The organism is Staphylococcus sp. GDY8P54P, assembly GCF_017892645.1.
In the GTDB taxonomy this organism is placed as follows: domain Bacteria; phylum Bacillota; class Bacilli; order Staphylococcales; family Staphylococcaceae; genus Staphylococcus; species Staphylococcus ureilyticus.
Genome location: NZ_JAESLN010000009.1, coordinates 293,048 through 305,692, shown reverse-complemented (window position 1 = coordinate 305,692; position 12,645 = coordinate 293,048). Strand labels below are relative to the sequence as shown.

Annotated in this window: 11 protein-coding genes and 1 other RNA gene; 11 read left to right on the top strand and 1 reads right to left on the bottom strand. The window is 34.2% G+C overall.

Annotated features, from left to right (window positions below; genetic code table 11):
- The first annotated feature begins 110 nt into the window (after window positions 1-110).
- The 11 genes from KA883_RS05235 (at window position 111) to KA883_RS05185 (ending at window position 11,193) form a co-directional block, all read left to right on the top strand.
- The gene (locus tag KA883_RS05235) at window positions 111-1,301 is read left to right on the top strand and encodes a phosphoglycerate kinase (RefSeq protein WP_046207450.1); all 1,191 of its coding nucleotides are present in this window, start codon (window positions 111-113) and stop codon (window positions 1,299-1,301) included.
- A gap of 64 nt (window positions 1,302-1,365) precedes the next feature.
- Entirely contained in the window at window positions 1,366-2,127 is a 762-nt protein-coding gene (tpiA, locus tag KA883_RS05230; protein WP_046207451.1) for a triose-phosphate isomerase, read from the top strand.
- A gap of 1 nt (window position 2,128) precedes the next feature.
- Complete coding sequence (gene gpmI / locus KA883_RS05225; RefSeq protein WP_046207452.1) at window positions 2,129-3,646, top strand: 2,3-bisphosphoglycerate-independent phosphoglycerate mutase; 1,518 nt, start codon at window positions 2,129-2,131, stop codon at window positions 3,644-3,646.
- A gap of 194 nt (window positions 3,647-3,840) precedes the next feature.
- Window positions 3,841-5,145: a surface-displayed alpha-enolase gene (eno, locus tag KA883_RS05220; protein ID WP_046207453.1), complete on the top strand. Its 1,305-nt coding sequence runs from the start codon at window positions 3,841-3,843 to the stop codon at window positions 5,143-5,145.
- Between the two features lie 263 nt (window positions 5,146-5,408).
- Complete coding sequence (locus KA883_RS05215; RefSeq protein ID WP_046207454.1) at window positions 5,409-5,870, top strand: hypothetical protein; 462 nt, start codon at window positions 5,409-5,411, stop codon at window positions 5,868-5,870.
- Between the two features lie 68 nt (window positions 5,871-5,938).
- A complete protein-coding gene (secG, locus tag KA883_RS05210; protein ID WP_019469442.1) occupies window positions 5,939-6,172 on the top strand; it encodes a preprotein translocase subunit SecG in 234 nt (77 codons plus the stop codon).
- 140 nt (window positions 6,173-6,312) lie between these two features.
- The gene (locus KA883_RS05205) at window positions 6,313-7,053 is read left to right on the top strand and encodes an alpha/beta hydrolase (protein WP_046207455.1); all 741 of its coding nucleotides are present in this window, start codon (window positions 6,313-6,315) and stop codon (window positions 7,051-7,053) included.
- Window positions 7,054-7,088: 35 nt separating this feature from the next.
- Complete coding sequence (rnr, locus tag KA883_RS05200) at window positions 7,089-9,461, top strand: ribonuclease R (protein ID WP_046207456.1); 2,373 nt, start codon at window positions 7,089-7,091, stop codon at window positions 9,459-9,461.
- A 22-nt stretch (window positions 9,462-9,483) separates the two neighbouring features.
- Entirely contained in the window at window positions 9,484-9,948 is a 465-nt protein-coding gene (gene smpB, locus KA883_RS05195; RefSeq protein ID WP_046207457.1) for an SsrA-binding protein SmpB, read from the top strand.
- A gap of 98 nt (window positions 9,949-10,046) precedes the next feature.
- Window positions 10,047-10,406, top strand: a transfer-messenger RNA (tmRNA) gene (gene ssrA, locus KA883_RS05190).
- A 493-nt stretch (window positions 10,407-10,899) separates the two neighbouring features.
- The gene (locus KA883_RS05185; RefSeq protein WP_046207458.1) at window positions 10,900-11,193 is read left to right on the top strand and encodes an antibiotic biosynthesis monooxygenase family protein; all 294 of its coding nucleotides are present in this window, start codon (window positions 10,900-10,902) and stop codon (window positions 11,191-11,193) included.
- A 1,006-nt stretch (window positions 11,194-12,199) separates the two neighbouring features.
- Here KA883_RS05185 and KA883_RS05180 read toward each other — a convergent pair.
- Entirely contained in the window at window positions 12,200-12,547 is a 348-nt protein-coding gene (locus KA883_RS05180) for a hypothetical protein (protein ID WP_052722089.1), read from the bottom strand.
- Window positions 12,548-12,645: the final 98 nt, after the last annotated feature.

The window sequence follows — 12,645 nt, the reverse complement described above, 5'->3', positions numbered from 1 at the left end:
TAACAAGTATAGCGTTGTGAAATTGAATCAATAAGCTTAGGAGTAAGCGGGGAGCTCAACGCTTCTCCGCTTATTTTACTTTATTCATCCATCTAAAGGAGGAAGATTACATGACAAAAAAAATTGTATCTGATATCGAGTTAAAAGGTAAAACTGTACTTGTACGTGCAGATTTTAACGTACCTATGAAAGACGGTGAAATTACGGACGACAACCGTATCGTTCAAGCTTTACCAACTATAAAATATATTATTGAACAAGGTGGTAAAGTCGTTTTATTCTCTCACTTAGGAAAAGTTAAAGAAGAAAGTGATAAAGCAGAATTAACTTTAAAACCTGTAGCTAATGCATTAGCTGAAAAATTAAATAAAGACGTGGCATTTGTTCCTGAAACACGTGGAACACAATTAGAGCACTCAATTAAAGATTTAAATGAAGGTGATGTGCTATTAGTTGAAAATACACGTTTTGAAGATTTAGAAGGTAAAAAAGAGTCTAAAAATGACCCTGAATTAGGTGAATACTGGGCATCATTAGGTGATGTATTTGTAAATGATGCATTTGGAACAGCACACCGTAAACATGCGTCAAACGTAGGTATTGCAGCTCACTTAGAAACTGTAGCAGGTTATCTAATGGAAAAAGAAATTAGATATATCGGTGGTGTTGTAGAAAACCCAGATAAACCTGTAGTTGCAATTCTTGGTGGCGCTAAAGTTTCAGATAAAATTGGTGTAATCACTAACTTATTGAAAATAGCAGATAAAGTGCTTATTGGTGGCGGTATGTCATACACATTCTTCAAAGCGCAAGGTAAAGAAATCGGCTTATCTTTATTAGAAGAAGATAAAGTAGACTTTGCAAAAGAATTGTTAGAAAAAGCAGGAGATCAAATTGTATTACCTGTAGACTGTAAAGTTGCAAAAGAATTTTCTAATGATGCGAAGATTACAGAAGTTTCTGTTGATAACATTCCTGCCGACCAAGAAGCGATGGATGTTGGTCCGAAAACTGTAGAATTATTCAAAGAAAAACTACAAGGCGCTCATACAGTAGTTTGGAATGGACCTATGGGTGTATTTGAATTCAGTAATTTCGCAAAAGGTACAATTGGGGTTTGTGAAGCAATTGCTGAAATGAAAGACGCAAACACAATTATCGGTGGTGGCGATTCAGCTGCAGCAGCGATTTCATTAGGATATGCTGATGACTTTAGTCACATTTCAACTGGTGGCGGTGCTTCATTAGAATATCTTGAAGGTAAGGAACTGCCAGGTGTCGTTGCGATTGCTAATAAATAATCGTTAATTTACGAGCAAAACTTGATTAAACATTAATCATAATTTACTAATAGGAGTGTATATAATGAGAAAACCAATTATTGCGGGTAACTGGAAGATGAACAAAACAGTTCAAGAGGCTAAAGATTTTATTAATGAATTACCAGCATTACCAGATATTAAAGAGGTAGAATCTGTCATTTGTGCTCCAACAATTCAATTAGATGCCTTAGTAACAGCAGTTAATGAAGGTAAAGCACAAGGTTTACAAATTGGTGCACAAAATGCTTTTTATGAAGATAATGGTGCATTTACAGGTGAAACATCACCAGTAGCATTAGCTGATTTAGGCGTAAAATACGTTGTTATTGGACACTCTGAGCGTCGTGAAATCTTCCATGAAACAGATGAAGATATTAACAAAAAAGCACATGCCGTATTCAATCATGGTATGACTCCAATTATTTGTGTTGGTGAAACAGACGAAGAACGCGAAAGTGGCAAAGCTAATGAAGTTGTTGGCAACCAAGTGAAAAAAGCTGTTGAAGGATTATCTGAAACACAATTGAAACAAGTTGTCATTGCATATGAACCAATTTGGGCAATCGGTACTGGCAAATCATCAACTGCAAAAGATGCCAATGAAATGTGTGCATTTGTAAGAGAAACGATTGCAGACTTATCAGGACAATCAGTTGCTGATGCAACACGTATTCAATATGGCGGTAGTGTTAAACCTAACAACATAAAAGAATACATGGCAGAATCAGACATCGATGGCGCATTAGTAGGTGGCGCATCACTTAAAGTGGATGATTTTGTACAATTGTTAGAAGGTGCAAAATAATATGGCTAAACAACCAACTGCATTAATTATTTTAGATGGTTTTGCAAATAGAGAAAGTGAGCATGGTAATGCTGTGAAACTAGCTAATAAACCTAATTTTGACCGTTATTATAATCAATATCCAACAACACAAATCGAAGCGAGTGGCTTGGATGTTGGACTTCCTGAAGGTCAAATGGGTAATTCAGAAGTTGGACACATGAATATTGGCGCTGGACGCATTGTTTATCAAAGTTTAACACGTATCAATAAATCTATTGAAGATGGTGATTTCTTTGAAAATGATGTATTGAACCAGGCGATTCAACACGTAAAAGGCAATCAATCAGCACTTCATATTTTTGGTTTATTGTCAGATGGTGGTGTGCATAGTCATTACAAGCATCTATTTGCTTTATTAGAATTAGCCAAAAAGCAAGGCGTTGACAACGTTTATGTACACGCGTTCTTAGATGGACGTGATGTCGACCAAAAATCAGCACTTAAATATATCGAAGAAACAGAAGCTAAATTTAAAGAATTAGGCATTGGCCAATTCGCATCTGTTTCAGGTCGTTATTACGCAATGGATCGTGATAAACGCTGGGATAGAGAAGAAAAAGCTTATAACGCAATTCGTAACTTTGGTGGAGAAACATTTGAATCAGCTAAAGCTGGTGTTGAAGCAAACTATGCTAAAGATTTAACTGATGAATTTGTCGAACCATTTATCATCAAAGATCAAAATAATGGCGTGAATGATGGAGATGCAGTCATCTTCTATAACTTCCGTCCTGATAGAGCTGGTCAACTGTCTGAAATCTTTACAGATAAAGCGTTTGAAGGCTTTAAAGTAGACCAAGTTAATGACTTATTTTACGCTACATTTACAAAATATAATGATAATGTAGATGCAAAAATTGTTTTTGAAAAAGTCGACTTAACAAATACAATTGGTGAAGTTGCACAAGATAATGGCTTGAAACAGTTACGTATAGCGGAAACTGAAAAATTCCCACATGTCACTTATTTTATGAGTGGTGGTCGCAATGATGAATTCGAAGGTGAACGTCGTAGATTGATTGACTCACCTAAAGTTGCAACTTATGATCTTAAACCAGAAATGAGTGCTTATGAAGTCAAAGACGCACTGATTGAAGAGTTAAATAAAGGTGACTTAGACTTAATCTTATTAAACTTTGCCAATCCTGATATGGTGGGGCATAGCGGTATGCTTGAACCTACGATTAAAGCGATTGAAGCAGTTGATGAGTGTTTAGGTGAAGTCGTAGATAAAATTATTGATATGGGTGGTCATGCCATCATTACAGCTGACCATGGTAACTCAGATATGGTACTCACTGATGATGAGCAACCAATGACAACACATACGACTAACCCTGTACCAGTGATTGTTACTAAAGAGGGTGAAACTTTACGTGAAACAGGTCGACTAGGTGATTTAGCGCCTACACTATTAGATTTGTTACAAGTAAAACAACCTGAAGACATGACTGGTGAATCACTTATCAAGCATTAAAATAATATAAACACAATATGGTCTAAAGACCAGAAATATAAGGGCGTGTCATTGTTTAAGATTTGCTTAAATGACTGATGGCACGCATAATCAAAATGAAGTAATTAAATTATTTGTATTTATAGTATTTATAGCTATAATAAAGATGAAATTTAATATTTCTAAACTACTTATTTATAAAGGAGATTACAAACATGCCAATTATTACAGATGTTTATGCTCGCGAAGTCCTTGACTCACGCGGCAACCCAACAGTGGAAGTAGAAGTATTAACTGAAAGCGGTGCATTTGGTCGCACACTTGTACCATCAGGTGCGTCTACTGGTGAGCACGAAGCAGTTGAATTACGTGATGGAGACAAATCACGTTATTTAGGTAAAGGTGTAACGAAAGCTGTTGAAAACGTAAATGAAATTATTGCACCTGAATTAGTTGAAGGTGAATTTTCAGTATTAGAACAAGTTTCAATTGATAAAATGATGATTCAATTAGACGGAACTGAAAATAAAGGTAAATTAGGCGCAAATGCTATTCTTGGTGTTTCTATTGCAGTAGCACGTGCAGCAGCTGATTTATTAGGCCAACCACTTTATAAATATTTAGGTGGCTTCAATGGTAAACAATTACCAGTTCCAATGATGAACATTGTAAATGGTGGTTCTCACTCTGATGCGCCAATCGCATTCCAAGAGTTCATGATCTTACCAGTTGGTGCAGAAACATTTAAAGAATCATTACGTTGGGGAGCAGAAATTTTCCACAACTTAAAATCAATCCTTAAAAACCGTGGTTTAGAAACAGCAGTAGGTGACGAAGGTGGTTTCGCTCCTAAATTTGAAGGTACAGAGGATGCTGTTGAAACAATCTTAGAAGCGATTAAAGCAGTAGGTTTAGAACCTGGTAAAGATGTGTTCTTAGGCTTTGACTGTGCTTCATCAGAATTCTTCGAAGATGGTGTTTATAACTATGCTAAATTCGAAGGCGAAAATGGTTCAAAACTTACAGCAGAACAACAAGTTGACTATTTAGAAGAATTGGTTAATAAATATCCAATTATTTCTATTGAAGATGGTATGGATGAAAATGACTGGGACGGTTGGAAAGTATTAACTGACCGTATCGGTGATCGTGTTCAATTAGTTGGTGACGATTTATTCGTTACAAACACTGTTAAATTATCAGAAGGTATCGAAAAAGGTATCGGTAATTCAATCTTAATTAAAGTTAACCAAATTGGTACATTAACTGAAACATTTGATGCTATTGAAATGGCTCAAAAAGCTGGTTATACAGCAGTAGTATCACACCGTTCTGGTGAAACAGAAGATACAACTATTGCTGATATCGCAGTTGCTACAAATGCAGGTCAAATTAAAACTGGTTCATTATCAAGAACTGACCGTATTGCTAAATACAATCAATTATTACGCATCGAAGATGAATTATTTGAAACAGGCAAATTCGATGGTATTAAATCATTCTACAATTTAGATAAATAATGTTTATCTAAAAATGAGTTCACGCGCTAACACGTAAACCCTATGGGTTTGCGTGTTTTTTATTGGATAAAAAAAACATACGCTATGCGTATGGTACAGTTAGGTTATTGCGATACCTGTCGATTTCAGTTATGATGACCATTTGTGTCAGAGAAACATACATATTAATGAAATACAAGATTTACATTGTTTAATTTGTTCATCTTTGTTTGTGAAACTGATATAATTAATAGTGTAAATTATAGAAGGAGCATTGACTGATTATGAAGGCACAACCTAAAACAAAAGAAATTCGAACAGGTCATTTTCTTGCATACACTTCACTAATTATAGCAATACTTTATGCGATTCATTTATTCGTTATTTTAGACGATAGTGTAATAAAACAAATGTTAATAAATAGTAGACAAAAGCCTTCTGAAAACGCAATTGGTGTGATAAAAAACAGTTTCCAATTTACAGGTATCATGTATGTGATTGCTAATTTAACAGGGATTATTGCGATTTGGAATAGGCATACTTATTTGTGGTGGTTTATGTTTGCAGTATTCACTTCACAAATTTTATATAATTTAGTTAATATCAATGCGGTTTATGAAGCGATATTAGATACAAAATCAATGATTAATATCTTACCGTTAACAATTGTATTGATCATGTCACTTATTTTAGCGATATATATGTTGGTTGTTTCAATTAAACGTAAAAGCACTTTTAATAGATAGAAGTTTGCTAAATAAGATAAACGTGTGATATAATGCGGTTCGTATATAATGAATGGAGGACAATTTTTATGCATACATTTTTCATGATCATTTTAATTTTAGATTGTATTGCATTAGTGACTGTTGTATTACTCCAAGAAGGTAAAAGTAATGGACTATCAGGTGCGATAAGCGGTGGCGCTGAACAGTTATTTGGTAAACAAAAACAACGTGGCGTTGATTTATTCTTGCATAGATTAACAATTGTATTGTCTGTCATTTTCTTCTTGTTAATGTTAGGCATAAGTTATTTTGGTTTATAAGGTCCGACAATGTAAAAGTCGGGCTTTTTTATTTATAATGGAAGTATTCGACTTTTAAATGATTCGAAGTAGGGAATATATTTTGAGTACAACTGATATCATAATTATTTTAATAGCTTGGATGAAGGGATTGAGTCACAATGCAAATTAGATTACCAGAACCATTCTTTTTTGAAGAAGGTAATCGTGCTGTATTACTTTTACATGGTTTTACAGGGAATTCTTCAGATGTAAGACAGTTAGGTAGATTCTTACAAAAAAAGGGTTACACTTCTTATGCACCACAATATGATGGTCATGCAGCACCACCAGAAGAGATACTGCAATCTAGTCCATTTGCATGGTATAAAGATGCAATAGATGGATACGAATTCCTTGTTGATAAAGGATATGATGAAATTGTGGTTGCTGGCTTATCACTGGGTGGTTGTTATGCATTAAAAATAAGCTTAGATAGAGATGTAAAGGGTATTATAACAATGTGTTCACCTATGCATATTAAGACTGAAGGTGCAATGTTTGATGGTGTCTTAACGTATGCGCGTAATTTCAAAAAATACGAAGGCAAAGATGAAGCGACAATAGAAAAAGAAATGGATGCGTTTCATCCAACAGATACGTTAAAAGATCTACAAGGTCAGATTCAAAGTATACGTAATCAAGTAGACGAGGTAATGGATCCGCTACTTGTTATCCAAGGTGAGCAAGATCAAATGATTAATACCGACTCTGCTAATATTATATACAATGACAGCGAGTCTGATGATAAAGAAATTAAATGGTATGCGAATTCAGGACATGTCATTACAATTGATAAAGAAAAAGAAAAAGTTTTTGAAGATATATACCAATTCTTAGAATCATTAGATTGGTCCAAATAAATTTTTAGTATTTAATTATAGAAAGGAGGGGCATAATGAATTTAAAGCAATCCATAGAAGAAATTATTAAGCAACCAGATTATGAACCCATGTCTGTATCAGATTTTCAAGATGCATTAGGTTTAAATAGTGCCGACTCATTTAGAGACTTAATCAAGGTACTTGTTGAATTAGAACAAACAGGATTAATTCAACGTACGAAGACAGACAGATACCAACGTAAGGAATCTAAAAAATCAAAACAATCGAAATTAATACAAGGTACGCTTAGTCAAAATAAAAAAGGCTTTGCATTCTTACGTCCTGAAGACGATGAGATGGATGATGTCTTTATCCCACCTACAAAGATTAATCGTGCAATGGATGGAGATACTGTACTTGTCGAATTACAAAACTCTAAAGGTGAACATAAAGGTAAGCTGGAAGGTGAAGTAAAATCAATCGAAAAACACTCCGTTACCCAAGTAGTGGGCACGTACAGTGAAGCTCGACATTTTGGATTTGTCTTACCAGATGATAAACGCATTATGCAAGATGTGTTTATACCTAAAGGTCATAATTTAGGTGCGATAGATGGGCATAAAGTATTAGTACAAATCACGAAATATGCGGACGGTACCGATAACCCAGAAGGCCAAGTTTCAGCAATTTTAGGTCATAAAAATGATCCAGGTGTCGACATCTTGTCGATTATCTATCAACATGGTATTGAAATAGAATTTCCAGATAAGGTATTAGAAGAAGCTGAAGCTGTACCAGATGAAATCAAACCATCTGAAATTGAAGGACGTCGTGATTTAAGAAATGAGCTAACTATTACAATTGATGGCGCAGACGCTAAAGACTTAGATGACGCAATTAGTGTCAAGAAGTTAGATAATGGTCATACACAATTGACAGTGAGTATCGCTGATGTCAGTTATTATGTAACGGAAGGATCAGCACTAAATGAAGAAGCATACGACCGTGCAACAAGTGTATATTTAGTTGACCGTGTAATTCCAATGATACCTCATCGACTTAGTAACGGTATTTGTTCATTGAATCCACAAGTAGATAGGCTAACTTTAAGTTGCCAGATGGAATTAGATGAACGTGGTCATGTGGTTAATCATGAAATCTTTGATAGTGTGATTCATTCAAATTATCGTATGACATACGATGAAGTGAATGAAATTATTACAGATCAAAATGAAGATACGCGCAAACAATATAACGAAGTTACACCAATGCTTGATTTAGCTAAAGACTTGTCTGAACGTTTAATCAACATGCGTAAACGCCGTGGTGAAATTGACTTCGATATCAGTGAAGCCAAAGTACTTGTCAATGATGAAGGCATTCCAACAGACGTAGAATTAAGAAAACGCGGTGAAGGTGAACGTCTCATCGAATCGTTTATGTTAGCAGCCAACGAAACGATAGCAGAACATTTCGATCGATTAAATGTACCATTTATATATCGTGTACACGAGCAACCGAAATCAGAACGTTTACGCCAATTCTTTGACTTTATTACTAACTTTGGTTTAATGATTAAAGGTACTGGCGAAGAAGTACATCCATCAACTTTACAAAAAATTCAACAAGAAGTAGAAGGTCAACCAGAGCAAATGGTCATTTCTACTATGATGTTACGTTCAATGCAACAAGCACGTTACGATGATGTGAATCTAGGTCACTTCGGCCTGTCAGCAGAACACTATACACACTTCACATCACCGATTCGGAGATATCCAGATTTAATCGTGCATAGACTTATTCGTAAATATCTTATTGATAAAACAATGGATGATAAAACACTTAATAAATGGGAAGAAGCATTACCAGAAATTGCTGATCATACATCTCAAAGAGAACGTAGAGCGATTGAAGCAGAACGTGACACCGATGAATTGAAGAAAGCAGAATATATGGTTCAACATATCGGAGAAGAATATGAAGGTATCATCAGCTCTGTAGCTAATTTTGGTATGTTTATCGAATTGCCAAATACAATCGAAGGTATGGTACATGTATCAGAGATGACCGACGATTATTATCACTTCGATGAACGTCAAATGGCAATGATTGGAGAACGCCAAGCTAAAGTCTTCCGCATTGGTGATCCAGTTAAAATCAAAGTTGTTAACGTAGATGTTGATGAGCGTATGATCGATTTCCAAATTGTCGGTATGCCATTACCGAAAAAAGAGCGTAGTCCAAGACCTTCACGTGGTAAGACGATTCAAGCGAAGCCACGCGGTCAATCATTAGATAACTCAAATAATGATAAAAAAGGCAAGAAGAAACAACGAAAAGGTAAAAACCAACGCAATAAAAACAAACAAGCAAGTGGTAACACCAAACACAAGCCATTTTACAAAGATAAAAAAGTGAAAAATAAAGCTCGTAAGAAGAAAAAATAATTCAACAAAGAGGTGAAACTCAATGCCAAAGAAAAAATCACCAGGAACATTAGCTGAAAATCGTAAGGCCAGACATGATTTTAATATAGAAGATACGATTGAAGCGGGCATTGTGTTGAAAGGGACAGAAATTAAGTCCATTCGTCGTGGCAGTGCAAACCTTAAAGATAGCTATGCGCAAGTAAATCGTGGCGAAATGTTTTTAAATAATATGCACATTGCCCCATATGAAGAAGGAAATCGATTTAACCATGACCCACGGCGTTCACGCAAATTACTATTACACAAACGTGAAATAGCAAAATTAGGAGAACGTACTAGAGAAATTGGTTATTCCATCATTCCTTTAAAACTCTATTTAAAACACGGTCAATGCAAAGTTTTACTTGGTGTTGCAAGAGGTAAGAAAAAACATGATAAACGTCAGGCATTGAAAGAAAAAGCAATGAAACGTGACGTAGATAGAGCGCTTAAAGCGCGTTATTAAGCGAAAATATTGCCAAAGACTTCGATCTTTGGTAATATAATATGTGCTTTCTGAAAAGATAGATGATTAAATCTGCAGAAAGTACATTATATTATTAAGGGGACGTTTTTGGATTCGACAGGGGTCCCCGAGCTAGTTAAGCGTGTCGGAGGGTTGTCTCCGTACCAACACACACAGTTAAAAATTAACTGACAAATCAAACAATAATTTCGCAGTAGCTGCCTAATAGCACTCTGCATCGCCTAACTGCATTTCCTATGTGCAGTTAACGCGATTCAACCTTAATAGGATACGCTAGGCACTGCCGTTCGAAGTCTGCCTAGAAGAGATTAATCGAACTAGCATAATGTCGGCTGTCTATCACCTAACATTATGCGAAATACCTTGATAGACTACACACGTAGAAAGATTAGTATCAGGACCTCTGGACGCGGGTTCGAATCCCGCCGTCTCCATATTAGAGCTCTCAACCACAACGGTTGAGGGCTTTTTTCATGTATGAAAATTTTGAAATTTATTGAAAGTTGTTCTAGAAAGATACGTGTGTAATTATCATAATATGGTAGATACTTATAAGAATCTACCTAGTGATATGGATGAACTTCAATATATGAACCTAGAATCGATTGTAAAGGGCATTACAGAGGTGTACAACGATTGTGATATTAAAGTACAACAGATTATTAAATTGTCATTGTGGGGCGTTTATTTGAAGTATCAGATAAGAAAGTGAAACAAGTATTTGATAGGGTGTTGGATAAAATAGTAGAAGGGTAAGCACTTATGTGTTTGCCCTATTTTTTTATGCTATCATTAAAATAAATTATTGCGAGGCTCAACGTCAATAAAGCAATTGGAATAAAGCAAAATAGATTAATGATATAAAAGTGGTTAAAATAAAAGGAAATCGTATTAATTTCTTTCAAAATATATTTTAAGGGGGATTTTGCATTGGTACTTGAAGGAGCGATGTTACAAGTTAAAAAGAATATGGAAAATGAATTTGAGGAATCTTTTATAGAAGCCTCTAGTATTATTAGTTCAATGAAAGGCTATATAAATCATTCGTTAAATAAATGTTTTGAAGAAGAAGGTAAGTATCTGTTATTGGTTGAGTGGGAAACATTAAAAGATCATACAATAGGTTTTCGTGAGTCTGAAGAATATAATAATTGGAAGTCTTTATTGCATTGTTATTATGAACTTTTTCCTGTAGTTGAACATTTTTATAAAATAGAAATTTAAGTGATTTAATTAGGTCACTTGAACAACAACTGTGATATATAAAGTACAACAGATTATTAAATTATCATGGTGGGACGTATATTTGAAGTATCAGATAAGAGAGTACAACAAGTTTTGATAGGGTAATGGATTGATTATCAAGGATATACACTTATGTGCTAGCCTTATTTTTTGTGTTAAAATAAAATTGTTTCATAGCTCAATGTCAATAAAGCAATTATATTGAAATTTTAAAGAATGGGTGATTTTGTGAAGATAAATCCTGAATTAGACACAAGTTATTTTATATCTATTTGGTTAAATATTTTATTTTTATTTGGTCTTATTTTTATTACACAATTAGAAAATTTGATTATATTAATACCTTACGTTCTTATAATGGGTGTAAATTCAATATACATAGTTATTAAAGCAATGAAAATTAGAAATAATCGTAGTTTATGAATGTTTTGTATAGTTAATTGAATATTTTTGTCTTTCTAATAAGCCACTCACACATGTCAATGGGTGGTTATTTTTTATTTACATATAATAACAAGTGTTCCGTCAATATTTATTGAGGTAATACTATGATTCCAGATAATTATAAAAATGAAACTGATTATCGTAAAACATCACATGAGTATCTTAATCACGAATACTACAAGAACATGGATTAGTTAAATTACATCTTTTCAAGTTTATGCTCAAAAGTATGAAATGTTAGTATAGTATGTTGAAGATCAGAATAAAATAGTTAAGTCTTTATTTAGCGATGACCAACTATATGAATTGAATAAACTTTAATGTTCGAAATGCTCAAAGATTCAGAAGTGATTATTAGTTATTATGAAAGTGGATATATTAAAAATATAGAAGGATATATTCGCAAAGTAGATGACTATGTACAATTGTTTTATTTATATGAATGAAATGGATTAAATAGAATTAGTTTGAAGGATATTGCGGAGTTAAAATAAAAAGGGCATAGTTTAATGCCCATATAAAAATATGTTAAATAGGATTATCAATCATATAATTCAAGATAACTATCCGTAAATTCTTCTGATGAAATTTCTCCATTGTCTCTTTGTTGTTGTAATTCTGCAGCTTTATTCTGAATTTCATCGTACTCTTCACGAGAATATCCTTGATTTTCCATCTCTTCATAATTTGCTTCTTCTTGGTCTTTTTGTTGTTCAGGTGTTAAACAACCACCAACTGTACAATAAGTACCATCTTCTTTATATTCACCAAACATTGCGTCACCAGCAGGTACATTTGATTGCTCTTTATTAGCCACTTGTGAGTTTTGTTGTTGTTCAGATTCAGATTGTTCTGCTTTCTCTTGCGACTGAATAGGTTGTTGTGTCATCTGTTGCTTTTGTGTAATCACTTGTTCTTGTGATTGAACAGGTTGTTCATTAATTTCATTTTGTTTTGTTACTTCATCATTAGAACTATCATTTGATT

What these genes read in the sequence shown, in the direction of transcription:
- KA883_RS05235 (WP_046207450.1), top strand. Translation starts at nt 111, where the DNA reads ATGACAAAAAAAATTGTATCTGATATCGAGTTAAAAGGTAAAACTGTA.
- tpiA (WP_046207451.1), top strand. Translation starts at nt 1,366, where the DNA reads ATGAGAAAACCAATTATTGCGGGTAACTGGAAGATGAACAAAACAGTT.
- gpmI (WP_046207452.1), top strand. Translation starts at nt 2,129, where the DNA reads ATGGCTAAACAACCAACTGCATTAATTATTTTAGATGGTTTTGCAAAT.
- eno (WP_046207453.1), top strand. Translation starts at nt 3,841, where the DNA reads ATGCCAATTATTACAGATGTTTATGCTCGCGAAGTCCTTGACTCACGC.
- KA883_RS05215 (WP_046207454.1), top strand. Translation starts at nt 5,409, where the DNA reads ATGAAGGCACAACCTAAAACAAAAGAAATTCGAACAGGTCATTTTCTT.
- secG (WP_019469442.1), top strand. Translation starts at nt 5,939, where the DNA reads ATGCATACATTTTTCATGATCATTTTAATTTTAGATTGTATTGCATTA.
- KA883_RS05205 (WP_046207455.1), top strand. Translation starts at nt 6,313, where the DNA reads ATGCAAATTAGATTACCAGAACCATTCTTTTTTGAAGAAGGTAATCGT.
- rnr (WP_046207456.1), top strand. Translation starts at nt 7,089, where the DNA reads ATGAATTTAAAGCAATCCATAGAAGAAATTATTAAGCAACCAGATTAT.
- smpB (WP_046207457.1), top strand. Translation starts at nt 9,484, where the DNA reads ATGCCAAAGAAAAAATCACCAGGAACATTAGCTGAAAATCGTAAGGCC.
- KA883_RS05180 (WP_052722089.1), bottom strand. Translation starts at nt 12,547, where the DNA reads ATGACACAACAACCTATTCAGTCGCAAGAGAAAGCAGAACAATCTGAA.